Source organism: Humibacillus sp. DSM 29435 (assembly GCF_001758225.1).
In the GTDB taxonomy this organism is placed as follows: Bacteria; Actinomycetota; Actinomycetes; order Actinomycetales; family Dermatophilaceae; genus DSM-29435.
In genome coordinates, this window is the sequence record NZ_MAST01000001.1 from 97,313 (window position 1) to 122,308 (window position 24,996).

Sequence of the window (24,996 nt, forward strand, 5' to 3'; positions counted from 1 at the left end):
AAACGCTTGACGTTGCTAACGTGAAGAGCACGGTCGCCCTGGCGCACAGCTCGCTTGGAGGCGGCAGATCGGGGACCGCGAGCGATCTCAAGTCGGTCGAACCGGGCCGGCGGGAAGCGGGTCTCGGTGAGCACGACGATGAACAGCAAGCTGACGGATGCGTTGATCAGCACTCGTCGGTTCTTCACCCCCAAACAAGAGGTTTCTCCCGACGGGCGAGCCCTGATCAAGGTCGGCGGGCGCTCCGGTGATGCCTTCTACCGCGACCGATGGAGCCACGAGAAGGTCGTCCGGTCGACGCACGGGGTCAACTGCACGGGCTCTTGCTCCTGGAACGTCTACGTCAAAGACGGGATCATCACCTGGGAGACCCAGGCCGTCGACTACCCGACCACCGGGCCCGACAAGCCGGAGTACGAGCCGAGGGGATGCCCCCGCGGGGCGTCGTTCTCGTGGTACACCTACTCGCCGACCCGCACCCGATACCCGTACATCCGCGGCGTGCTGTTGGAGATGTACCGAGAGGCCAAGGCGAGGCTGACCGACCCCGTGCTCGCATGGGCCGACGTCACCGAGGACCCGGAGCGTTCGGCTCGCTACAAGAGCGCCCGCGGCAAGGGCGGCCTGGTCCGAGCCTCGTGGGACGAGGCCATCGAGATCGTCGCTGCCGCCCACGTGCACACCATCCGCAGGTGGGGGCCTGACCGGGTCGCCGGTTTCTCGCCCATCCCAGCGATGTCGATGGTCTCGCACGCCTCGGGCGCGCGCTTCGTCAACCTCATCGGCGGGTCGATGCTCAGCTTCTACGACTGGTACGCCGACATGCCGGTCGCCTCGCCGCAGGTGTTCGGCGACCAGACCGATGTGCCCGAGTCGGGGGACTGGTGGGATGCCGGCTACCTGATCATCTGGGGCACGAACGTCCCGGTGACCCGCACGCCTGACGCGCACTGGATGGTGGAGGCGCGCTACCGCGGCCAGAAGGTCATCGTCGTCTCGCCCGACTACGCCGACAGCACCAAGTTCGCCGACGAGTGGCTGCCGGCCGAGCCGGGCACCGACGGCGCGCTGGCGATGGCGATGGGCCACGTCATCCTCAAGGAGTTCTACGTCGATCGCCAGACGCCGTACTTCACCGACTACGTCAAGCAGTTCAGCGACCTGCCGTTCCTGGTCACCCTGGATGCCGCCCACGACGCCGACGGCGAACTCACCCACACCGCCGGCAAGTTTCTCACCGCCGCCGACCTGACTGACGAGATCGAGACCGAAGCCGAGAACGCGGCGTTCAAGCCGGTGCTCGTCGACGCCACCACCGACCGGATCAGAGTGCCGCACGGCACCCTCGGGCACCGGTACGGCGAAACGGGCGAGGGCAAGTGGAACCTCGACCTGGGTGACATCGAGCCCAGGCTGTCGTTGCTCGACGGCGCCGAGGTCACCGTCTCGGTCGACCTGCCCCGGTTCGACGCCGGGCAGGGCAACGTGGGCGTCATCCGTCGCGGGGTGCCCGCACGCCGGGTGGCCGGCCGGCTGGTGACCACCGTCTTCGACCTTTTGCTGGCTCAGTACGGTGTCGGGCGGCCGGGGCTCCCGGGCGAGTGGCCGACCGGTTACGACGATGCAACCTGCCCGTACACGCCGGCCTGGCAGGCGACGGTCACGGGGGTCACCGCAGAGGCGGCCGAGCGGATCGGCCGGGAGTTCGCCCAGAACGCTGTCGACTCCCATGGCCGCTCGATGATTCTCATGGGGGCCGGGACCAACCACTGGTTCCACTCCGACACCATCTACCGCACGTTCCTGGCGCTGACCACGCTCACCGGTTGCCAAGGCGTGAACGGCGGCGGGTGGGCCCACTACGTCGGCCAGGAGAAGGTGCGGCCGCTCACTGGCTACACCCAGCTGGCCAACGCGCTCGACTGGATGCGCCCGCCGCGCAACATGATTCAGACCGCCTACTGGTACCTGCACACCGACCAGTTCCGGTACGACCAGTTCGGCGCCGACACGCTCACCGCTCAGACCGGCAAGGGCCAGCTGGCCGGCCAGACGACCGCCGACGTCATCGCCCAGTCCGCCCGCCTGGGCTGGATGCCGTCCTACCCGACCTTCGACCGCAACCCGCTGTTCATCAGCACCCAGGCGCGCGAAGCGGGCCAGAGCACCGCCGACTACGTGGTCGACGAGCTCAAGGCCGGGCGGCTCAAGTTCGCGGCGGAAGACCCCGACGCGCCGGAGAACTTTCCCCGGGTTCTGTCGCTGTGGCGGTCCAACCTGTTCGGCTCGTCGGCCAAGGGCAACGAGTACTTCCTCAACCACCTCTTGGGTGCGTCGCACACCATCAGCGCCCATGAGACCCCCGAACGGCACCGCCCCAAAGACGTCAAGTGGCGCGAGGAGGCGCCCACCGGAAAGCTCGACCTGCTCACCACCCTCGACTTCCGCATGACGAGCTCGACGCTGCTGTCTGACATCGTGCTGCCGGCCGCCACCTGGTACGAGAAGTACGACCTGTCGACCACCGACATGCACCCGTTCGTCAACTCGTTCAACCCCGCGATCTCTCCACCCTGGCAGTCGCGAACCGACTGGGATGCCTGGCAGCAGATCTCTCGGGTCTTCAGCCGACTGGCGGTGCGCCACCTCGGCAAGCAGACCGACGTCGTCGCCGCCCCGCTGACCCACGACACGCCCGACGCCATGGCGCTACCCCACGGCCGGGTGCTCGACTGGAAGCGCGGCGACTGTGAGCCGGTGCCCGGGGTGACCATGCCGCGGATCATCGAGGTCGAGCGCGACTACACCGCCGTGGGCGACATGATGCGGGCAGTGGGGCCGCTGGTGGACACCCTCGGCGCGACGACCAAGGGAGTCACCTACGACCTCACCCGCGAGGTCGCTGAGCTGCGGGAGATGAACGGTTTCGTTCGCGGCGGTGTCGCGGACGGCCGGCCCGACATCCTGCACGACATCCAGGCCTGCGAGATGATCCTGAGATTCTCGGGCACGACGAACGGGCACCTGGCGACCGAGGGTTTCAAGACGCTGGAGAAGCGCACCGGGCGTCAGCTGCATGATCTCGCGTCCGAGAACGAGGGCCACCGGGTCACGTTCGTCGACACGCAGCGCGGCCCGGCACCGGTGATCACCTCCCCCGAGTGGTCGGGGTCAGAGACCGGCGGACGTCGGTACTCGCCGTTCACGGTCAACGTCGAGCGGCTGAAGCCCTGGCACACCCTGACCGGCCGGATGCACTGCTACCTCGACCACGACTGGATGATCGAGCTCGGTGAGGGGCTGCCGACGTTCCGGCCGCCGCTCGATATGACCGCCCTCTTCGACGAGCCGGCGATCGGGGACACCCCGTCGCACGGGGTCTCGGTGCGCTACCTCACACCGCACAACAAATGGTCGATCCACTCCGAGTACCAGGACAACCTGTTCATGCTCTCGCTCTTTCGTGGCGGCCCGGGAATCTGGATGAGCCCGCAGGACGCCGAGAAGATCGGCGTGCGCGACAACGAGTGGATCGAGGCGGTCAACCGCAACGGGGTGGTCACCGCCCGAGCGATCGTCTCTCACCGGATGCCGGAAGGCACCGTGTACATGTACCACTCGCAGGACCGGCTCATCGACATGCCGCTGTCGGAGACGTCGGGGGAACGGGGTGGGAACCACAACTCGCTGACGCGGCTGATGATCAAACCCACGCACCTGGTCGGCGGGTACGCCCAGCAGACCTACGCCTTCAACTACATGGGCCCGACCGGCAACCAGCGCGATGAGGTCACTGTGATTCGTCGCCGCAACCAGGAGGTGACCTACTGATGCAGGTCATGGCGCAGATGGCGATGGTGATGAACCTCGACAAGTGCATCGGGTGCCACACGTGTTCGGTCACCTGCAAGCAGGTGTGGACGAACCGGTCCGGCGCTGAGCACATCTGGTTCAACAACGTGGAGACCCGACCCGGCCAGGGGTATCCGCGCACCTACGAGGACCAGGAGAGGTGGAAGGGCGGCTGGACCCTCAACCGTCGAGGCCGCCTCAAGCTGAAGGCGGGCGGCCGGCTGAAGAACCTCTCCACCATCTTCGCGGCCCCCTATCTGCCGGGGATCAAGGACTACTACGAGCCCTGGACCTACGACTACGAGAATTTGACGACCGCCCCGGCGCAGAAACACATGCCGGTGGCGCGCCCCAAGTCGCTGCTCACCGGCGAGAACACCACGATCACCTGGTCGTCGAACTGGGACGACGACCTCGCCGGCTCGGTGGAGAACACTCACAACGATCCGGTGCTGGCGAAGGTGAGCGAGAAGATCAGGTTCGAGTACGAGCAGACCTTCATGTTCTACCTGCCGCGGATCTGCGAGCACTGCCTCAACCCCGCCTGCGTCGCGGCCTGCCCGACCGGCGCGATCTACAAGCGCGCAGAGGACGGCATCGTGCTGGTCGACCAGGACCGGTGCCGCGGCTGGCGGCAGTGTGTGACGGGGTGCCCGTACAAGAAGATGTACTTCAACCACAAGACCGGCAAGGTCGAGAAGTGCACGTTCTGCTACCCGCGGATCGAGGTGGGGCAGCCGACCATCTGTTCCGAGACGTGCGTGGGGCGGCTGCGGTACCTGGGGCTCATGCTCTACGACGCCGACCGTGTGCTGGAGGCGGCCGCAACACCCGATGAGCGCGGGCTCTACGAGGCCCAGCGGGATGTCTTCCTCGACCCGAACGACCCCGAGGTGATCCGCGAGGCGCACGCGGCCGGCATCCCCGAGGACTGGATCGAGGCCGCTCGCCGCTCACCTATCCGCGCGCTGATCAGCGACTACAAGGTCGCGCTGCCGCTGCATCCCGAGTACCGCACCATGCCGATGGTCTGGTACATCCCACCCCTGTCACCGGTCGTGGATGCCGTCAGCGAAACGGGAGAGGACGGCGAGCGCCACGAGAACCTCTTCGCCGCCATCGACCGGCTGCGAATCCCGATCGAGTATCTCGCCGGACTGTTCACCGCCGGCGACACCAGGCCGGTGGACGGCGTGCTGCGCAAGCTCGCGGCCATGCGCTCCTACATGCGCGACATCAACATGGGGTGGGAGCCCAACGAGGCGATCCCCGAGTCGGTCGGCATGACCGGTCAGCAGATGACAGACATGTACCGGCTGCTGGCGATCGCCAAGTACAACGAGCGCTACGTCATTCCGCCGGCGCACTACGAAGATGCTCACAAGCTGGAGAACATCGCCACGGAGTGCTCCCTCGATGTCGACGGCGGGCCGGGCATGGGCGGCAGCGGAGACACGGGCGGCATGGGCGGCATCGGCGGCATCGGCGGCATGGATGGCTCCTTCGCCGAAAACCCCGCCAGGGGAGGCGGTTCCCCGGTTCCGTCCCGTCCGGAGGGGGTGCGGATCAACCTGTTGAACTGGAACGGCAGAGGGACCCCGGAGGGGCTGTTTCCCGACGCGGCCGACGCCTCCACCAAACCGACCGACCCGGCCCACCCGGGCACGGGGGGCTAGCCATGGCGCCACGGGTCCCGAACCTCAAATACTCCGAAGACGTGCTCACCCGTACCTGGCAGGCCGCGTCGGTGCTGCTGGACTACCCCGACCAGACCCTCTTCGCCCGGATGGACCTGCTCACCGAGGTGGCCGCCAGCCTGCCCGTCAAGCTCGGTGCCGGCCTGCATGCCACCATCGAGCACCTGCGTCGCCAGCCGCTGCGGGTCTCGGAGAGCGACTACGTCGACACCTTCGACACCCGTCGACGAGGCTGCCTGTTCCTCACCTACTTCTCCAACGGGGAGACCAGGAAACGCGGACTGGCCCTGCTCCGGATCAAGCAGGTGTACACCCGGGCCGGCCTGGTGCTCACCGACGACCAGCTGCCCGACCACCTCTGCGTCGTGCTCGAGTTCGCGGCGACCACCGACCAGCGCGCCGGCGTGAAGATGCTTCTGGACAACCGGGCCGGGCTCGAGCTGCTGCGCCTGCATCTGACCGAGATCGGCTCCCCCTGGGGCGGGGCGGTGGAGGCCGTGTGCGCCACCCTGCCGCCGCTGAAGGGCAAGGACCACGAAGCCGTGCAACGGCTGATCGCGGACGGGCCCGCCGATGAGCAGGTCGGCCTGAGCCCTTACGGGATGCCAGAGCTGGCACCGACCTCTGGAGGCGTGTGATGAACAGTGACCTGGACCTGTTCCTGTGGCTGATCTTTCCCTACATCTGCCTGACGATCTTCGTGCTCGGCCATGTGTGGCGGTACCGCTACGACAAGTTCGGCTGGACCTCCCGATCGAGCCAGATGTACGAGCGCGACATCCTGCGGTGGGCCAACCCGATGTTCCACTTCGGCATCCTGGCGGTCTTCCTCGGCCACGTCATGGGCCTGGGCGTGCCGCAGACCTGGACGGCCGCGGTGGGGATCTCGGAGGGGATGTACCACTTCCTCGCCATCTCCATCGGGGTGGTCGCCGGCATCGGCACGATCGTCGGGTTCGTCGGCCTCGTCTACCGGCGGCGGTTCACCAAGGCCGTCATGGGCGCGACCAGCCGGATGGACAAGCTGATGTACCTCGTTCTCGGCCTGGTGATCGTGCTCGGTCTGGTCAACACCGGCTCCCAGCTGGTGGGGGACTACAACTACCGAGGAGGTGTGTCGGTCTGGTTCCGCAGCATCTTCTACTTGAGCCCCAAGCCCGACCTGATGGTGGCCGCACCGCTGAGCTTCCAGATCCACGCCATCCTGGCCATCGGCCTGTTCGCGCTGTGGCCGTTCACCCGCCTCGTGCACGTCTTCACCGCGCCGCTCGGCTACGTCTTCCGCCCGTACATCCTGTACCGAACCCGGGATGCGCACGAGGGGTCCAGGTCACGCCGTCGCGGCTGGGACAAGGTCGACACCATTCCCCGCCGCCGATAGGCCCCGGTTCGACCTGACCGTTCGAGCAGACCAACCGTGAACATTGGAGATGACGTGAAGGAAACCCTGAACAGCTTCGGAGCACGGGACCAGCTGCGAGTCGGCGAGGAGTCCTACGAGATCTACGCCCTTGACCGGGTAGAGGCGGCGGCGGGGCTGCCCTACAGCCTCAAGGTGCTGCTCGAGAACCTGCTGCGCAACGAGGACGGCGTCATCGTTCACGCCGATCAGGTTCGGGCGCTGGCCGCCTGGGACCCGACGGCCCAGCACGGCACCGAGATCCAGTTCGTTCCCGCTCGCGTACTGCTGCAGGACTTCACCGGGGTGCCCTGCGTGGTCGACCTGGTCGCCATGCGCGATGCGATGAAGGCGTTCGGTGGAGACCCGCAGAAGATCAACCCCCTGGTGCCGGTCGAGCTGGTCATCGACCACTCCGTGATCGCCGACGTGTTCGGTCGCGAGGACGCCTTCCGCCGCAACTCCGACCTGGAGTTCGAGCGCAACCAGGAGCGGTACCAGCTGCTGCGCTGGGCCCAGCAGGCGTTCGACGACTTCTTGGTGGTGCCACCAGACACGGGCATCTGTCACCAGGTGAACCTGGAGTACCTGGCCCGGGTGGTGTTCACCAGGGAGGGCGCCAACGGGTTGATGGCCTACCCCGACACCCTGGCCGGCACCGACTCACACACGCCGATGGTCAACGGGCTCGGCGTGCTCGGCTGGGGCGTGGGCGGCATCGAGGCCGAGGCGGCCATGCTCGGCCAACCGATGAGCATGCTGATCCCACAGGTGCTCGGGTTCAAGCTGACCGGTGAGCTGCCCGACGGCGCCACCGCGACCGACCTGGTGCTGACCGTTGCGCAACGGCTGCGCCAAACGGGGGTGGTGGGCAAGTTCGTGGAGTTCTACGGGCCCGGTGTGGCCAATGTGCCACTGGCGAACCGCGCGACGTTGGGCAACATGAGCCCGGAGTACGGCTCGACCTGCGCGATCTTCCCGATCGACGACGAGACGCTGAGGTACCTGCGCCTGACGGGGCGCCCCGAGAAGCAGGTCGCCCTCGTTGAGGCCTACGCCAAGCGCCAGGGCCTGTGGCACGACCCGCACCACGAAGCGGTCTACTCCAAGACGGTCGAGCTCGACCTCGCCACTGTCGAGCCGTCGATTGCGGGGCCGACCCGGCCCCAGGACCGGATCGCGCTGAGCTCTGCCCAGCAGGAGATTCGCCACCTGCTGGCCAAGCAGGCAAGCCCGGCCCAGACGGCCGGCCCCACCGGCCTCGACGAGGCCTCCTCGGAGTCCTTCCCGGCGAGCGACCCGGTCGCGGTCACGGGTGACCACGAGTCTGACCGACCGAGCGGCCCCACCTCCCCCAGTGACGAACACGCCTGCCCCTCGGACCGCGTGGTCGTCTCGTTCGACGACGGCACCGCAGCGAGCATCGACCACGGGTCGGTGGTGATCGCTGCGATCACCTCGTGCACCAACACCTCGAACCCATCGGTCATGGTGGGTGCGGGGCTGCTGGCCAAGAAAGCGGTCGAACGAGGCCTGTCCAGCAAGCCGTGGGTGAAGACCTCTCTTGCGCCCGGGTCCCGGGTGGTCACCGACTACTTCGACCGTTCCGGCCTGACGCCCTACCTGAACCAGCTCGGCTTCAACCTGGTCGGCTACGGGTGCACCACCTGCATCGGCAACTCCGGCCCGCTCATTCCACAGGTCAGCGACGCCGTGAACGACCGCGACCTCAACGTCAGCTCGGTGCTGTCGGGCAACCGCAACTTCGAGGGCCGTATCCACGGCCAGACCAAGATGAACTTCCTCATGTCACCACCGCTGGTCGTCGCCTATGCACTCGCCGGAAGCATGCAGGTCGACCTGACGCGCGACCCGCTTGGTCACGACCAGGACGGCAATCCGGTGTACCTGCGCGACATCTGGCCGACCCCCCACGAGGTGAGTGAGATCGTGGACCGGTTCGTGCAGGCCAAGATGTTCACCGACGGCTACGCCGACGTGTTCTCGGGTGACGAGAACTGGAAGAGCCTCGACCTTCCGTCGGGAGACATGTTCGAGTGGCAGGACTCGTCGAGCTACGTGCGTTCGCCACCGTTCTTCGACGGCATGCCCCGCGAGCCCGAACCGCTGGCAGACATCGCCGATGCACGGGTGCTGGTGCTGCTCGGTGACTCGGTGACGACCGACCACATCTCACCCGCCGGCGCCATCAAGAAGGACTCACCCGCAGGCCGGTATCTGGTCGAGCAGGGCATTGCGCCGGGTGAGTTCAACTCCTACGGCTCCCGGCGAGGCAACCACGAGGTCATGATCCGAGGCACGTTCGCCAACATCCGGCTGCGTAACCAGCTCGTCCCCGGAGTGGAAGGTGGCGTGACCCGCTCCCTGCCTGGGGGCGAGGCGACCACCATCTTCGAGGCCGCCTCCCGCTACGCCGCCGAGGGCGTGCCCCTGATGGTCATCGCCGGCGCCGACTACGGCTCGGGGTCCTCGCGGGACTGGGCCGCGAAGGGCACGCTGCTACTCGGAGTCAAGGCGGTGCTGGCCACCTCGTTCGAACGGATCCACCGGTCGAACCTCATCGGCATGGGCGTGCTGCCGCTGCAGTTCCACCAAGGAGAGTCGGCGCAGAGCCTCGGGCTCACCGGCGAGGAGCTCTTCTCGATCGTGGGCCTCACCGGCGCAGAGACGGTCCCGGACCACGTCACCATCCGTGTCCAGAGCGACGTTACGACCCGAGAGCTCTCCGTAAGGGTGCGCATCGACACCCCCGCCGAGAAGGCCTACTTCCGCCACGGCGGGATCCTCCAGTACGTCCTGCGGTACCTCCTCGACGCCGAAGACGACCTTCCCGCTACCGGCGACCCGGCGCCACAGCACCATGATGTGTGAGCGGAAAGACGCCTGGGGTCAGGCTGAGCTGATGGCCGCATCGGCAGGGTCGGGGATGATCACCGGTCGGCCGGCTACGGCGCCGGCCAGCACCTGCACGAACAGCACCCCGAGCACGCCCGCCAGCGGTAGCGACCAGCCGCCTTCGGCGTCGTGCAACAGTCCGAAGCCGAAGGGGCCGACGGCGGCGATCAGGTAGCCGACGCTCTGGCCGAACGCAGAGACGGCGGCGGTCGAGGAGGGGGAGCGGGTCTTCAGCCCGAAGAGGCTGAGCACGAGGGGGAAGGTTCCAGAGCCGACGCCGAGCATGACGGCCCACAGCCAGGCGCCCTGCGCCGGGGCGAGGAGCAGACCGGTCACGCCGGAGATCGAAACCAGTGTCAGGCCGACCGTCCACGGGCGCTGGTCGGCCCGCCGCGCAGCCAGTGCCGGCGCGAGGAACGCGACGGGCACCCCGGCGACGATCGAGACCGACAGCAGCAGGCCGCTCTCGCCTGCCGAGAAACCGGCATCCGAGAAGATCGTCGGTAGCCAGCCCATCTGTACGTACGCGAGCACGGCCTGGGTGCCGAAGAAGACGGCCAGCGCCCACACCATCGGCTGGCGAACCAGGTGCGAGAGGGGAGTCCCCCTGGAGAGTGACGACTCCGACGAGTCGGCTGCCGAAGCCCGATCAACCGTTGCGGCGCCCAACCCGCCCCGCGATCTCATCACCACGACCCAGACGGCTGTGCCGACGAGGGCGAGCACCCCCCAAGCACCGAGAGCAGCCTGCCACCCGAAGAGGTCGGCCAGCGGGGCACTGACCGCGGCGGCGGTCGCGGAGCCGGCGGCCAGGGCCGCGGTGTAGACGCCGGTGATGACACCGATCCGCGTCGGGAAGTGGGTCTTGACGACGACGGGCAACAACACGTTGACCAGAGCGATGCCGGCGCAGGCGAGCAGGGTGCCGGCCAGCAGGGTGGCGGTGCCGCCGGTGACCCGAGCGAGCAGCGCGACCCCCAGCAGGCCGGCCGACCACCCGATCACGGTCTCGGCACCGAAGCGGCGAGCCAGCGCCGGAGCACTCACCCCGACGACGGCGAAGCACACGAGCGGGATCGAGGTGATGAGGCCGGCCAGTGTCGAGGAGAGCCCGGTGTCGGCCCGAACCTGCACGAGAACCGGGCCGATGCTGCTGATGCCCGCGCGCAGGTTGAACGCCGCCAGCAGGATCGCGAGCAGGGGCGCCCCGCCGAGAGCGAGCCGGCGACCTTCACGCCCGGTGGGTCCGGATACGTCAGAGCGGCCGGCAGCACGGCTGGCACGGGTCGTCCGAGCTGCGGTCGGGGCGGGTTGCTGATCGGGCACGACCCAGCATAACATCAGATCATCTGATGTTTGGAGGGCGAATGGACCGTCGAGGTCTGGTCGAACGGGTGGTCGACGAGCTGAAGAGTCTCGTGGCCGCCGGCACGTGGGTCGTCGGCGAGCGCATCCCGGCCGAGGGGCCGCTGGCCGCGCAGCTCGGGGTCGGTCGCAGCACCGTGCGGGAGGCGGTTCGGGCCCTGGCCCACGTCGGCATCCTGGAGGTGCGTCAGGGTGACGGCACCCGGGTGCGCGCCAGCGACGAGCTGACGGTGCTCATGAACCGACGGATGGGCGGCGTCGAGCACGGCCACATCCTCGAGGTGCGTGCAGCCCTCGAGGCCGAGGCGGCGCGTCTGGCCGCAGAGCGGCGAACCGCGTCAGACGTCGAGGCGCTCGGCCGTGCCCTGGTCGCGCGCGAGCTGGCCTGGGCGGCGGGCGCGCTCGGCCCATGGGTCGATGCCGACCTCGACCTGCACCTCGGAGTGGTCGACGCGGCGCACAACCCGTTCCTTTCCCGGGTCTACCGCGGGTTCCTCGACGAGCTGCGCGCCAGCATCGAGGCCTCCGTGGCTGACGGCCTGACGGGCACGACCCATATCGACCACTCTGCCCTCGTGGCTGCTATCCGCGCCGGCGACAGCGCTGCCGCGGTCGAGTGTGTGCGCGCCGTGATCCACGAGGTTCACACCGCCACGGATCCGGCGACGTCGGCTCTCTAGTCGGTGCGCGAAGTGCGGCCCGGCGTGGGCGCGCTCTCGCGTTCGGGGCATCGACCAGGATGCCGTGACGTTCCGGTCGTGCGACCGACGGGTGCTCGGCTCTGGCCTGGCCGTGCGGACCCCTCCACCCTCAGCCGCAAGGTGGCAGACCTGACTCTCAAGGGTTTCGCAGCTGTGATGCAGGTCACTAGGCTGAAGAGCGTCTGCTCTTGAAATTCCGCAGGACGGACTCTAATATCCATAATACGGAATCAAAGATGCTCCGATCGAGAGGCCCTCAATGACACGCCCCAGCCCCGGATACGCCATCACCATGCGTGTCGCTGCCCCCGCCGGGTTCAGCGCGACGTCAGAACTCGCGGCCGCCGCCGCCTCCGCCGGGGCTGAGATCACCGCCCTCGACATCGTCGAGTCGACCCATCAGGACGTCGTGGTCGACATCACCGCCAACACCGAGGACGAAGCCCACGCCGCTCGCGTGAGCGCTGCTGTCGACGCCCTCGAGGGCGTCACCGTGCGCAAGGTCAGCGACCGCACCTTCCTGATGCACCTCGGCGGCAAGCTGTCGGTCGAGTCGAAGGTCGAGCTGCGCAACCGCGACGACCTCTCCCGCGCCTACACCCCCGGTGTGGCCCGGGTCTGCCTGGCGATCGCCGCGAACCCGGCCGACGCCCGTCGGCTCACGATCAAGCGCAACACCGTGGCCGTCGTCACCGACGGCACCGCTGTGCTCGGCCTCGGTGACATCGGCCCCGCAGCCGCCATGCCGGTGATGGAGGGCAAGGCGGCCCTGTTCAAGCGCTTCGCCGATGTCGACGCCTGGCCCGTGTGCCTCGACACCAAGGACACCGAAGAGATCATCATGATCGTCAAGGCCATGGCCCCGGTCTACGGCGGCATCAACCTCGAGGACATCTCGGCCCCCCGCTGCTTCGAGATCGAGCGCCGACTGCGTGAAGAGCTCGACATCCCCGTCTTCCACGACGACCAGCACGGCACCGCCATCGTCGTGCTCTCGGCCCTGATCAACGCCCTTCGAGTCGTGGGCAAGAACATCACCGACACCAAGATCGTCATCAGCGGCGCGGGCGCCGCGGGCAGCGCGATCGCTCGCCTCCTGCACGCCCAGGGCGCCGAGAACATCATCGCGTGCGGCCGCAACGGCTCGCTCCACGCCGGCGAGACCTACACCGACGAGCACCGCCAGTGGCTCGCCGAGAACACCAACCCCGACAACGTCAAGGGCACCCTGCACGAGGTGCTCGTCGGTGCCGACGTCTTCATCGGAGTCTCGGGGCCGAACATCCTGCAGGCTGAGCACATCGCCACCATGGCGCCCGACGCCATCGTGTTCGCCCTGGCCAACCCCACGCCCGAGATCCACCCGCTGGATGCCGCCAAGCACGCGACCGTCGTGGCCACCGGTCGCAGCGACTTCCCGAACCAGATCAACAACGTGCTCGCGTTCCCGGGCCTGTTCCGGGGGCTGCTCGACGCGGCCGCCTCCGACATCACCACGCCCATGCTCGTGGCCGCCGCCGAGGCCATCGCCAACTGCGTCAGCGCCGACGAGCTCAACGCCAGCTACATCGTGCCGAGCGTGTTCGACCCCAGAGTCGCCACCTCGGTGGCTGCAGCGGTCGTCGCCTCGGCCCACGCCCACGGCCTCGCCACCGTGAGCGCCGAGGGCGACGACAGCCTCGACAGCGGCGCCATCGTCGCCGGTACCGACACCAGCACCCACAACCACGGAGACGCATCATGAGCATCGAGGTCACCGACCGCAACCCGGTCGCCGGAGCCGACGAGATTCTGACCGACGAGGCGCTCGCCTTTCTCGAGAAGCTGCACGTGAAGTTCGCGGCCCGCCGCGACGAGCTGCTCGCCGACCGTGGGGCCAAGCAGGCAGCGGCATCCGCGGCGGGGGGGCTCGACTTCCTGCCCGAGACCCGCGAGGTGCGCGAGTCCGACTGGACGGTCGCCCCGGCGCCGCCGGCCCTGCAAGACCGTCGCGTCGAGATGACCGGCCCCGCCACGCCCGAGAAGATGGCGATCAACGCCCTCAACTCCGGCGCCAAGGTGTGGCTCGCCGACCTGGAAGACGCCAGCTGCCCCACCTGGCCGAACGTCGTCAGCGCAATCCGCAACCTGCGTGACGGCGCCCGCGGCACCCTGTCGTTCACCAGTGACGACGGCAAGGATTATCGGCTGCGCACCGACGCCCCGCTCGCCGTGGTCGTCACCCGCCCCCGCGGCTGGCACATGAGCGAGGCGCACGTGCTCGTCGACGGCCAGCGCACGGTCGGTGGCCTCGTCGACTTCGGCCTGCACTTCTTCCACCTCGCGCAGCTGCTGCTCGACAACGGCCACGGCCCGTACTACTACCTGCCCAAGATGGAGAGTCACCTCGAGGCCCGCCTCTGGAACGACGTGTTCACCTTCGCCGAGGCCGAGCTGGGCATCGAGCACGGCACCATCCGCGCCACGGTGCTCATCGAGACCATCCCGGCCGCGTTCGAGATGGACGAGATCCTCTACGAGCTGCGCGATCACGCCTCGGGCCTCAACGCCGGCCGCTGGGACTACCTCTTCAGCATCATCAAGTACTTCCGTGACGCCGGCTCGCAGTTCGTGCTCGTCGACCGCGCCGACATCGCCATGACGGCGCCGTTCATGCGCGCCTACTCCGAGCTGCTGGTCAAGACCTGCCACCGGCGCGGCGCCTTCGCCATGGGCGGCATGGCGGCCTTCATCCCGAGCCGCCGTGACGCCGACGTCAACGCGGCCGCGTTCGAGAAGGTGCGCTCCGACAAGACCCGTGAGGCCGGCGACGGCTTCGACGGCTCGTGGGTCGCGCACCCCGACCTCGTGCCGGTCTGCCGCGAGGTCTTCGACAGTGTGCTGGGCGACCGGCCGAACCAGGTCGAGCGCCAGCGCGACGACGTCAACGTCACCGCCGACCAGCTGCTCGACATCAGCTCGGCCAAGGGCGCCAACACCCTCACCGGCCTGCGCGGCAACCTCTACGTCGCGCTCGCCTACACGGCGGTCTGGCTCTCGGGCAACGGCGCCGTCGCCATCCACAACCTCATGGAAGACGCTGCCACCGCCGAGATCTCGCGCTCACAGGTCTGGCAGCAGATCGCCAACGCCTCGGTGCTCGACGACACGGGCGACACCGTCACCCGTGACCTCGTCTCGCGCCTGCTCGACGAGGAGGCCGAGCGGCTCCGTAGCGAGGTGGCGGCTGACGACTTCGCTCGCTACTACGAGCCGGCCAAGGCCCTCATCGCCAAGCTGTGCCTCGACGAGGCCTTCGTCGACTTCCTTACCCTTCCCGCGTACGAAGAGGTGATCTGAGATGGCGGATGCCGTTCTGCCCGACGACTTTCTGCGCGGGGTCGACGCCGAGCTGGGTGACACCGACGACATGCTCGAGCAGGCCTACCCCGGCGACGACGGTCGGCGCCAGCCCGTTCACACCGTCTACGTTCCGGCCGACCGCTACACCCCCGCGCTGCCGGGGCAGTGGGGCGCTGCTGCGCTCGACCTGGTCGAGCAGCACGGCGGGCTTTCCGCCCTTGCCGCCGACCTGGGCCTGACCGGTGACGTGGCCGAGCAGGTCGCCGGCCGCGTTGACACGAAACTGCGCACGGCCCCCATCGAAGACCTGCGCCTCGACTTCGAAGACGGCTACGGCGACCGCGGCGACGCGGCCGAAGACGCCGACAGCGTCACGGCGGCCGGTGCCGTAGCCGACGCCTTGGAGGCCGGCACGAGCCCCGACTTCATCGGCATCCGCTTCAAGTGCTTCGAGGCGCCGACCCGACGCCGTGGCATCCGCACCCTCGACCTCTTCCTCGGCTCGCTGCTCGAGCGCGTGGGACAGGTGCCTGAGCAGCTCGTGCTCACCTTCCCGAAGGTGAGCACCGTCAGCCAGGTCGAGGCGATGGTCTCCGTCTGTGAGGCGCTCGAGTCGGCGCACGGTCTTGAGCGGGGTGCGCTGGGCTTCGAGATCCAGGTCGAGACGCCTCAGCTGATCCTCGGCCCCGACGGGTCGGCCCCGGTGGCCACCGCCATCCACGTGGCCGGCGGGCGGGTCACCTCGCTGCACTACGGCACCTACGACTACAGCGCCTCGCTGCAGATCGCGGCCGAGTACCAGGCGTCAGACCATCCCGCGGCCGACCACGCCAAGACCGTCATGCAGCTAGCCGCCGCCGGCACAGGGGTGCACCTCTCCGACGGCTCGACCAACGTGCTCCCTGTCGGGTCGCCCGAGCAGGTGCGTTCGGCCTGGGCGCTGCACGCCGGTCTGGTCGAGCGCGCCCTTCGGCGTGGCTACTACCAGGGCTGGGACCTCCACTTCGGCCAGCTCCCGACGCGCTACCTCACGACCTTCGCCTTCTACCGCTCCGGGTTCGACCGGGCCGCAACGCGGCTCGCGAACTACGTGTCAAAGACCGAATCGGCCATCATGGACGAACCGGCCACCGCCCGGGCCCTGTCCCGCTTTCTCCAGCGCGGTCACGCCTGCGGAGCGATCGACGAGTCCGAGCTGATCGCGACCACCGGTCTCGGCGCGGCCGCCATCGCCGCCCTGGCCCGACCGCACTCCGACACCGAGAGTCTGCGCGCGAGCGCCTGACTCGTCTTCCGCAGCGGGCCCCAACCGCCCCAGACCCTCATCAAGGAGCAGACCATGACCACAGACCGCACCGTGCTTTCCGTCGGTGACTCCGCCCCGGAGCTCGACCTGCAGAACCAGAACGGCGAGACGCGCTCGCTCACGCAGCTGCGCGGCAACGCGGTCATCGTCTACTTCTTCCCGAAGGCGTTCACGCCAGGCTGCACCAAGGAGGTCTGCGACTTCCGTGACAGCCGCAGCGACCTCGAGCGAGCCGGTTACACCGTCTTCGGCGTCAGCGCCGACTCGCCAGAGACCCTGCGCGAGTTCGCCGACGCCAACGGGGTGGGGCACGACCTGCTCTCCGACCCCGACCACGTTGCCGCGAAACGGTGGGGTGCCTTCGGAGACAAGGTCGTGGGCGGCCAGTCGATGGTCGGGCCGCTCCGCTCCACCTTCGTCATCGACGCCGACGGCGAGCTCACCTCGGTCGAGTACTCGCTCGACGCCAACACCCACGTCACGGCCCTTCGCGCCGACCTCGGAGTCTGACCTCGCCCAGCCTGACCCACCCGCTCCAGCTCTGCTCTACCCCTGTTGACCCGGCTCCATCGCTCAAAGGAGAGCACCCATGACCGAGAAGTTCACCCCGGCAGTCGCCGAGGTTCATCCTGTGGATGAGAAGCTGCCCATCCCGCAGATGATCCTCTACGGGCTGCAGCACGTGCTCAGCATGTACGCCGGCGTCGTCGCCGTTCCCCTGATCGTCGGCACCGCGCTGAAGCTGAGCGGCGCCGAGATCACCTACCTCGTCTCGGCCGGCCTGTTCATCTCGGGCCTCGCCACCCTCCTGCAGACCATCGGCGTCTGGAAGATCGGTGCCCGTCAGCCGATCGTGCAGGGCACCTCGTTCGCAGCCGTGTCGACCATCCTCGCGGTCGGTACGGCCCAGGGCGGCACCGAAGGGCTGCGCGCCGTCTTCGGCGCACTGCTCGTCGCGAGCGTCGTGGCCTTCTTCCTGGCTCCGGTGTTCACCAAGCTGCTCCGGTTCTTCCCTGAGGTCGTCACGGGCGTGGTCATCACCGTGATCGGTATCGCGCTGTTGCCGGTTGCGATCAAGTGGTCGGCCGGCGGGGCGGGAAGCAAGACCTTCGGTGACCCGAAGAACATCCTGCTCGCGGCCATCACGATGGCCATCATCGTGATCATCTACCGGTTCCTCCCCGGCTACCTCAGCCGCGTGGCGATCCTCCTGGGGCTCGTGCTGGGCACGGTCGTGGCGATCCCGTTCGGCCTGACGAACTTCGGCAAGATCACCGAAGCCTCGATCTTCCAGCTCACGACACCGTTCCACTTCGGCATGCCCACCTTCGCCGTGGGCGCCATCGTGTCGATGTTCATCGTGATGCTCGTCATCATGACCGAGACGACCGCCGACATCCTGGCGATCGGTGAGGTCATCGACAAGCCCGCCGACCGCGACACCGTTACCAACGGTCTGCGCGCCGACATGGGCGCCACTGCGTTCGCGGCCATCTTCAACGGCTTTTCGGTCAGCGCCTTCGCCCAGAACGTGGGCCTGGTCGCCATCACCGGCATCAAGAGCCGGTTCGTGGTCGCCTGGGGCGGCGTGATCCTCGTGCTGCTGGGCCTCTTCCCGATCTTGGGCGCGCTCGTCAACCTCGTGCCGCTGCCGGTGCTCGGTGGCGCCGGTCTGGCGCTGTTCGGCACGGTCGCAGCGAGCGGCATCCGCACGTTGAGCCGGGTCGACTTCTCGGGCAACGCCAACATCGTCATCGTCGCCTACGCGCTCAGCATGGGCATCATCCCGATCGCGGTGCCGGGCTTCTACGACAAGTTCCCCGACTGGTTCATCGTTATCTTCGACTCGGGCATCACGGCCGCCGCCGTCACCGCCGTGCTGCTCAACTACATCTTCAACATCGTCGGTCGCAAGGGCGACGTCGAGGCTCCGATCTTTGCCGAGGCGCCGGCGCCGATGTCGATCTCCGACGAAGACGAGGAGCGCCTGACCAGCGAAGGGCTCCGCAAGGGCGCCCGCCGCGACTACCACCCCGACGCCGGCCAGGGCCACCCCGGAAGCGTCTGGGAGCCGCGCCACCTCGCAGACCGCGACGCCAACCGGACCGCAACACCCGACCAGCCATCACAACCGACAAAGGAGTCGAACAATGAGTGAAGTCATCCTTACGGCCAACCAGTACGGCAAGGCCGAGAACCACGTCGTGCGCATCAACCGCGACACCGACCGGCACGAGATCAGCGACCTGCTCGTCACCTCCCAGCTGCGGGGCGACTTCCTCACCGCGCACACCGAGGGCAACAACGAGCACGTCGTCGCGACCGACACGCAGAAGAACACCGTGTTCGCCTTCGCCAAAGACGGCATCACCTCGCCCGAGGCCTTCCTCCTGCGCCTGGGAGACCACTTCACCAGCGAGTTCGACTGGGTCACCGGTGGCCGCTGGGCCGCCGAGAAGTACGGCTGGACGCGGATCAACGACCACGACCACAGCTTCTACAAAAGCTCGCCCGAGACCCGCACCGCCGTGCTGGTGCGCGACGGCGACGACAACACCATGATCAGCGGCTTCTACGGCCTGACCGTGCTGAAGTCGACCGAGTCGGGCTTCGTCGGCTACCCGAAGGACAAGTACACGACGCTGCAGGAGGCGGAGGACCGTATCCTCGCGACCGACATCGCGACCCGGTGGCGCTACAACACCACCGACGTCGACTTCGACGCCACCTACGAGAGCGTCAAGGATACGATGCTCACGACCTTCACCCAGGGTTACTCGAAGGCGCTGCAGCACACGATGTACCAGATGGCCGAGGCCGTCATCAGCAAGCACGACAGCATCGACGAGGTCAAGTTCAGCTGCCCGAACAAGCACCACTTCACCTCCGACCTGAGCTACGCCGGGTTGGACAACCCCAACGAGGTGTTCTACGCCGCTGACCGGCCCTTCGGGCTGATCGAGCTCACCGTGGCGCGCAAGGGCGCGCCCGAGAAGCCGGCCCCGTGGGTCGGCATCGCCGGCTTCTGCTGATCCAGCTGCAGTAGCGAAAATCCTCCACCCCCGCTCGCCAACACCACTGGGAGAACCGATGACCGCCGAGACCAACAAGAACCACAGCCCCGCTCACATCGACCGGGAAGAGCTGGGGGAATGGTCTGAGTCGTTTGACCAGCTGGTGCGCGAGCGGGGGGTGAAGGGCGCCTCCGCCGTGCTACGGATGCTGGGTGAGCGCGCAGCGGTATCCGGCATCGACGGCGCCGAGCCCGTCACCACCGACTACGTCAACACCATCCCGGCCGACCAGGAGCCTGACTTCCCCGGCGACGAAGACCTCGAACGCAAGTACCGACGCCTGTTGCGTTGGAACGCCGCGGTGCTCGTGCACCGCGCTCAGCGCCCCGACATCAGCGTGGGCGGCCACATCTCGACCTATGCCGGCGCCTCGACGCTGTACGAGGTCGGCCTCAACCACTTCTTCCGCGGCCCCGACCACCCGGGTGGGGGCGACCAGGTGTTCTTCCAGGGTCACGCCTCACCGGGCATGTACGCCCGCGCCTACCTCGAGGGCCGGTTGTCAGAGGAAGACCTCGACGGCTTCCGCCAGGAGAAGTCCAAGGCGCCGCACGCCCTGCCGAGCTACCCCCACCCGCGGATGATGCCCGACTTCTGGCAGTTCCCGACGGTGTCGATGGGCATCGGCCCGATGAACGCCATCTACCAGGCGCAGCTCAACCGCTACCTCACGGGCCGCGGCATCAAGGACACCTCCGACCAGCACGTGTGGGCCTTCCTCGGCGACGGCGAGATGGACGAGCCCGAGTCGCGTGGCCTGCTGCAGCTGGCCGCGAACGACAAGCTCGACAACCTCACCTTCGTCATCAACTGCAACCTGCAGCGGCTCGACGGCCCGGTTCGAGGTAACGGCAAGATCGTCCAAGAGCTCGAGGGCTTCTTCCGGGGCGCCGGCTGGAACGTCGTCAAGGTGCTGTGGGGCCGCGAGTGGGACACCCTGCTCGAGAAGGATGCCGGTCGCGACCTCGTGCGCGTCATGAACGAGACCGTCGACGGTGACTACCAGACCTACAAGGGTGAGTCAGGTGCCTACATCCGTGAGCACTTCTTCGGTCGTACCGACGCCACGGCCAAGCTCGTCGAAGACCTGACCGACGACCAGATCTGGAACCTCAAGCGCGGCGGGCACGACTACAACAAGGTCTACGCCGCCTACCACGCGGCCACCGCGGGCAACACGACCGGCCGTCCCACCGTGGTGCTGGCCAAGACGGTCAAGGGCTACGGCCTGGGCGCGAACTTCGAGGCACGCAACGCGACCCACCAGATGAAGAAGCTCACGGCCGCTGACCTCAAGGCCTTCCGCGACCTGCTGCACATCCCGATCAGCGACGAGCAGATCGACGCCGACCCCTACAACGTGCCGTACTACAAGCCGGCCGACGACTCTCCCGAGATCCAGTACCTGCAGGAGCGTCGGCGAGTGCTCGGCGGCTACGTGCCGTCGCGCCGCACCACGGGCACCGAGGTCACGGTGCCCGATGTGTCGGCGTTCGCCACGTCGCGCAAGGGATCGGGCAAGCAGATGGCCGCCACCACGATGGCGTTCGTTCGCGTGCTGCGAGACCTCATGCGCGACAAGGGAGTCGGCCACCGCGTCGTGCCGATCATTCCCGACGAGGCCCGTACCTTCGGGATGGACTCGTTCTTCCCGACGGCCAAGATCTACAACCCGGCCGGGCAGAACTACGAGGCCGTCGACCGCGCGCTGTTCCTGAAGTACACCGAGTCGACCAAGGGCCAGATTCTGCACACCGGCATCAACGAGGCCGGCTCGTTCGCCGCCTTCACCGCGGTGGGCACCTCGTACGCCACCCATGGCGAACCGTTGATCCCGGTGTACGTCTTCTACTCGATGTTCGGCTTCCAGCGCACCGGTGACGCGATGTGGGCGGCCATGGACCAGATGGCCCGCGGCTTCATCATCGGCGCCACCGCCGGTCGCACCACCCTGACCGGTGAGGGCCTGCAGCACGCCGACGGCCATTCGCCGATCCTCGCCGCCACCAACCCGGCCATGAAGATCTACGACCCGGCCTACGGGTACGAGATCGCCCACATCGTCGCGGCCGGCCTGGAGCAGATGTACGGGCCCGGCAGCAGCAGCAAGCCCGAGTCGAACGTCATGTACTACATCACCGTCTACAACGAGCCGATGCTCCAGCCGGCCGAGCCCGACGACGCCGACATCGACGGCATCATTCGCGGGCTGCACCGGGTGGCAACGGGTTCCGGCGACGGACCGCAATGCCAGCTGATGGGCTCGGGGGTCTCGGTGCCGTGGGCGCTCGAGGCCGCGAAGCTGCTCGCCAGCGACTGGGGGGTCAGCGCCGACGTGTGGTCGGTCACCTCCTGGGCCGAGCTGCGCCGCGACGGCCTGGCCGCCGAGGAGCACAACTTCCTGCACGCCGACGGCGAACGGCGCACGGCCTACGTCACCGAGAAGCTGAAGGATGCGGTTGGCCCGGTCGTCGCGTCGACCGACTTCGCCTCTGAGGTGCCCGACCAGATCCGGCAGTTCGTGCCCAACGCCTTCGCCACGCTCGGTGCCGACGGCCACGGCTTCTCCGACACCCGCGCTGCAGCCCGTCGTTTCTTCCACATCGACGTGCACTCCATGGTGGTGCGCGCGCTGCAGCTGCTCGCCGACGACGGCAAGGTCGATGCCTCCGTCGCCCGTGAGGCGGCTGAGCGTTACCGCCTTCTCGACGTCAACGCCGGCACCACGGGAACGGCGGGCGGCGACTCCTGACCCGCAGACTGATCCGCCGCTTGATCCTCAGCCGGGCCTGTCTAGGGTGAGGGCATGCGAGTTGTCGTCATCGGCGGAACCGGGCACATCGGTAGCTTCCTGCTTCCCCGGCTGGTCCGCGCCGGCCACGAGGTGGTCAGCATCAGCCGGGGGCAGCAAGCCGGCTACGTCGACGACGATGCGTCCGCGCAGGTGCAGCACGTCACCGTGGACCGGGTCCAGGAGGACCAGGCGGGTAGCTTCCCGACCCGGGTCGCGAAGCTGCAGGCCGATGCCGTCATCGACCTCGTCTGCTTCACGCTCGAGTCGGCTACGGGCCTCGTCGAGGGGCTGCGCGGGCACACCGGGCACCTGGTGCACTGCGGCTCGATCTGGCGTCACGGTCCCAGCCTGAGGCTGCCGGTCACCGAGAAGAACGGCGCGCCGCCGGTCGGCGAGTACGGCATCGCGAAGGCGGCGATCGCCGCGATGCTGAAGCAGGAGTCCAGCTCTGGAGGCTTGGTGACCACGTCGCTGCACCCGGGCCACATCGTCGGGCCGGGCTGGCACCCCATCGGTCCTCTCGGCAACGTCGACCCCACGGTGTGGCAACGGCTCTCGGCCGGTCAGCCCGTTGAGACTCCCGGGATCGGCGCCGAGACCATGCATCACGTCCACGCCGACGATGTCGCCCAGGCCTTCGAGGCGGCTGTCGGCCACCGTGATGCCGCTGCCGGTGAGGACTTCGATGTCGTCGCCCCGTCCGCTCTCAACGTGCGGGGCTACCTGCAGACTGCGGCATCCTGGTTCGGTCAGAGGGTCGAGCTGAGCTCGGTCACCTGGGAGGCGTTCCGAGCCGGCACCGCGCAAGAGCACGCGGACTGCAGCTGGGAGCACCTCATGCGCAGCCATTGCCTCAGTATCGACAAGGCCCGCACCGTGCTCGGGTACACCCCGCGCTACGAGCCAGACGAGGCAGTGCTCGAGTCGGTGCGCTGGCTCATCGACCATCAGCAGCTCGAGGTCGCGAACCCGCTGACCGTCTAGCCTCAGGTCAGCGGGCGGTCGGAACGTACTCGCGCACGACCCGGGTGCTGGTCACTGACCCGTCGGCGGCGCGCTTCGTGGCGATGACGCGCTTCGGGGCCTTTCCCTTCTCGACCCACTGCTGGATGTCGGTGAGCCAGTCGACGGTGTCCTCACCCGGGCCGCCGGTGCAGTGGTAGACGCCGGGGAGCAGGAACAGCCGCATGAAGCCCTTGGTCTGAGCGTGACCGCCGGCCCGGGCCATGACGTCGCGAACGTAGTCGACCGTGCCTCCAGGGGTGATGAGTGGGTCGGCCCAGCCGTGGTAGATCATCAGCTTGCCTCCCGCGCGCTCGAAGGGCTGGAGGTTGGTGTTGTCGGCGTTGTAGATGCGCGCCATGTAGTCGAGCTTCTTGGCGTCGCGGGCCGGGTCGAAGTCGAACAGGTTGTAGGTCAGGCCGGGGTCGCTGCGGAACGCCAGATAGCGCAGCACCTCCTGGGCGTAGTTGCCGCCACCGGAGAGTGCAGTGTCGGTGCCGATCGAGTACCCGGGCCAGCCTGCCTCTGATCCTCGGGCCAGCCCGGCGGGGTAGACCGTGCGGCCACGGCTGTCGACCGGGGGCGCGTAGAAGGCCCGCGCGACTCTGACCTGCTCGCCCGTCAGGCACGTGGGTTCGTCGGTGCCTGAAGCACACTTGACGACGGCGGGGTCGACCGTGCACCGGTCGGGGTTGGTCACGACACCATCGAGGCGGCCGTCCTTGCCGTCACAACGCGCCAGGACCGCAGCCGAGAGCACCCTCGCCTTGGCCTGCGTGAGGATGACGGTTCCGTCGGACCGACGGTTCACCGTCTCGAGGTAGCCCTGGGACAGCGTGGCGAGATAGTTCTGGTAGAGCGCGGGGGCGCCCGCGACGATGCCGTCGAAGTCGTGCGGATACCGCTGAGCCTCGGAGAGTGCCTGGCGCCCACCGGTGCTGCACCCCTGGAAGTACGAGTAGGCCGGTTGCGTGCCGTAGAAGCGCTTGGTCAGGGCCTTGCCGGCCTGGGCGGTCACGTGGGGCGAGCGGTAGCCGAAGTCGATCTCGCCGGGTCGGTTGTTCAGGGCCCACGTGCCGTCACCCGAGCCACCGACGTGACCGGTGTCTTCCGCCGCCACGGCGAAGCCGCGCGACAGCGCTTGACCGCACGAGGCGATCGGAACCGCGCCGCAGAAGCCTCCGCACCCGGTCTGGAAGTACCGACCGTTCCAGGCCTCGGTCGGCAGGCGCAGGGTGAAGTGGATGCTGGGACTGATCGTGCCGGAGAGCTCGCAGAGGGCCGCGTCGGTGCCCGTAGCGGGCACCGTGGTTGCAGCGGTCACCCGGGCCGTGCCGCGCTCCACCTTCACCGTCTGGCCCATCATCGCGCCGCAGTCGCGCAGCACTGCCGACGGCCGGCCCGGATGGGGGGAAGCCGGGCCGGCCTGACCGGCCTGGGTCGGTACCGCGGCTCCCACGGCGACCAGAAGACTCAGCACCGTCGCGAACACAGCACGGAGGGTGGTCGGTCGAGCGGGCTTCAGGCGGCGCATATGGGCTCCCAGGC

General features: G+C 68.1%; 16 protein-coding genes. 14 read left to right on the forward strand and 2 right to left on the reverse strand.

Annotated elements, in window-relative coordinates; all coding sequences use genetic code 11:
- Nucleotides 1-138: 138 nt before the first annotated feature.
- From BA895_RS00470 to BA895_RS00490, 5 genes are read left to right on the forward strand one after another with little or no spacing between them, the layout of a single operon-like run.
- Complete coding sequence (locus tag BA895_RS00470) at nt 139-3,831, forward strand: nitrate reductase subunit alpha (RefSeq protein WP_070190232.1); 3,693 nt, start codon at nt 139-141, stop codon at nt 3,829-3,831.
- Entirely contained in the window at nt 3,831-5,528 is a 1,698-nt protein-coding gene (narH, locus tag BA895_RS00475) for a nitrate reductase subunit beta (RefSeq protein ID WP_070189920.1), read from the forward strand. The genes BA895_RS00470 and narH overlap by 1 nt, the downstream gene beginning before the upstream one ends.
- Nucleotides 5,529-5,530: 2 nt before the next feature.
- On the forward strand, nt 5,531-6,187 hold the full coding sequence (narJ, locus tag BA895_RS00480) for a nitrate reductase molybdenum cofactor assembly chaperone (protein WP_070189921.1): 657 nt from the start codon (nt 5,531-5,533) through the stop codon (nt 6,185-6,187).
- Nucleotides 6,187-6,930, forward strand: a complete 744-nt coding sequence (narI, locus tag BA895_RS00485) for a respiratory nitrate reductase subunit gamma (protein WP_070189922.1) — start codon at nt 6,187-6,189, stop codon at nt 6,928-6,930. The genes narJ and narI overlap by 1 nt, the downstream gene beginning before the upstream one ends.
- Nucleotides 6,931-6,984: 54 nt before the next feature.
- Nucleotides 6,985-9,840, forward strand: coding sequence for an aconitate hydratase (locus BA895_RS00490; RefSeq protein WP_070189923.1), 2,856 nt, complete (start codon nt 6,985-6,987; stop codon nt 9,838-9,840).
- 18 nt (nt 9,841-9,858) lie between these two features.
- On the opposite strand, the gene BA895_RS00495 is transcribed toward BA895_RS00490, so the two are convergent.
- Nucleotides 9,859-11,190 carry an MFS transporter gene (locus tag BA895_RS00495; protein WP_175442213.1) on the reverse strand — a complete coding sequence of 444 codons (1,332 nt, stop codon included), beginning with the start codon at nt 11,188-11,190 and terminating at the stop codon, nt 9,859-9,861.
- A 41-nt stretch (nt 11,191-11,231) separates the two neighbouring features.
- Between BA895_RS00495 and BA895_RS00500 the strand changes: the two genes are divergently transcribed.
- The 9 genes from BA895_RS00500 to BA895_RS00540 all read left to right on the forward strand — a co-directional run bounded on the left by BA895_RS00500 (nt 11,232) and on the right by BA895_RS00540 (nt 23,430).
- Nucleotides 11,232-11,909 (forward strand): FadR/GntR family transcriptional regulator, encoded by a 678-nt coding sequence (locus BA895_RS00500; RefSeq protein ID WP_217493783.1) that lies wholly within the window; start codon nt 11,232-11,234, stop codon nt 11,907-11,909.
- 280 nt (nt 11,910-12,189) lie between these two features.
- A complete protein-coding gene (locus BA895_RS00505) occupies nt 12,190-13,674 on the forward strand; it encodes an NAD-dependent malic enzyme (protein WP_070189925.1) in 1,485 nt (494 codons plus the stop codon).
- Nucleotides 13,671-15,269, forward strand: a complete 1,599-nt coding sequence (gene aceB / locus BA895_RS00510) for a malate synthase A (protein WP_070189926.1) — start codon at nt 13,671-13,673, stop codon at nt 15,267-15,269. The genes BA895_RS00505 and aceB overlap by 4 nt, the downstream gene beginning before the upstream one ends.
- Before the next feature lies 1 nt (nt 15,270).
- Nucleotides 15,271-16,557 (forward strand): aldolase, encoded by a 1,287-nt coding sequence (locus BA895_RS00515; RefSeq protein WP_070189927.1) that lies wholly within the window; start codon nt 15,271-15,273, stop codon nt 16,555-16,557.
- Nucleotides 16,558-16,611: 54 nt separating this feature from the next.
- Nucleotides 16,612-17,088, forward strand: coding sequence for a peroxiredoxin (locus tag BA895_RS00520; protein ID WP_070189928.1), 477 nt, complete (start codon nt 16,612-16,614; stop codon nt 17,086-17,088).
- A gap of 79 nt (nt 17,089-17,167) precedes the next feature.
- On the forward strand, nt 17,168-18,736 hold the full coding sequence (locus BA895_RS00525; protein WP_070189929.1) for a nucleobase:cation symporter-2 family protein: 1,569 nt from the start codon (nt 17,168-17,170) through the stop codon (nt 18,734-18,736).
- Complete coding sequence (gene pucL / locus BA895_RS00530; protein WP_070189930.1) at nt 18,729-19,610, forward strand: factor-independent urate hydroxylase; 882 nt, start codon at nt 18,729-18,731, stop codon at nt 19,608-19,610. The genes BA895_RS00525 and pucL overlap by 8 nt, the downstream gene beginning before the upstream one ends.
- Nucleotides 19,611-19,668: 58 nt before the next feature.
- Entirely contained in the window at nt 19,669-22,404 is a 2,736-nt protein-coding gene (aceE, locus tag BA895_RS00535; RefSeq protein WP_070189931.1) for a pyruvate dehydrogenase (acetyl-transferring), homodimeric type, read from the forward strand.
- A 54-nt stretch (nt 22,405-22,458) separates the two neighbouring features.
- Nucleotides 22,459-23,430, forward strand: coding sequence for an NAD(P)-dependent oxidoreductase (locus BA895_RS00540; protein WP_070189932.1), 972 nt, complete (start codon nt 22,459-22,461; stop codon nt 23,428-23,430).
- A 7-nt stretch (nt 23,431-23,437) separates the two neighbouring features.
- Here BA895_RS00540 and BA895_RS00545 read toward each other — a convergent pair whose 3' ends face one another.
- Nucleotides 23,438-24,940, reverse strand: coding sequence for a tannase/feruloyl esterase family alpha/beta hydrolase (locus BA895_RS00545; protein WP_175442214.1), 1,503 nt, complete (start codon nt 24,938-24,940; stop codon nt 23,438-23,440).
- Nucleotides 24,941-24,996 lie beyond the last annotated feature (56 nt).